Annotated in this window: 1 protein-coding gene; it reads right to left on the reverse strand. The window is 67.8% G+C overall.

Going from position 1 to position 459, the window contains the following annotated elements; genetic code table 11:
• Positions 1–68: 68 nt before the first annotated feature.
• The coding region (locus OO69_RS48225) for a M15 family metallopeptidase (protein ID WP_033287401.1) at positions 69–459 on the reverse strand (391 nt) is incomplete at its 5' end.

Below are 459 nucleotides of genomic sequence, written 5' to 3' on the forward strand. Positions count from 1 at the left end.
CCTTTCGCGTCCGAGATGAAGAACGGGCGGCCGGAGCCCACGGGGGTGGTCCCGGTCGCCCGTTCCGTTCAGTGCCTGCCCACCGACCTGCGATCCACCGGGAAGTCGAAGTAGGTGTCCGGGAACAGCTCGGGCTTGAAGGTGAAGTGCCACCACTCCTCCGGCAGGTTCACGAACCCCACCTCGGTCAACGTGCGCTTCAGGAACTGCCGGTTGGCGCGCTGAGCACCCTGGATCCGGGCATCGTCGGTGTGCGAGAGGGTGTCGAAGCAGTCGTAACCCGTGCCCATGTCCACCGAGTTGTCGGGGAACCGCTCGTCCTTCGGTGCGAAGCAGGGGGCAAGCCGCTCACCCGGGCGGTACGGCCTGGTCGGCAGGCCCGGCAGCCGGACCAGGGTCAGGTCCACCGTGCTGCCCCGGCTGTGCCCGGACTTCTCCGCGATGTAACCGTCCTCGAAC

The sequence above is a fragment of the Streptomyces sp. NRRL F-525 genome, from assembly GCF_000716605.1.
GTDB lineage: Bacteria > Actinomycetota > Actinomycetes > Streptomycetales > Streptomycetaceae > Streptomyces.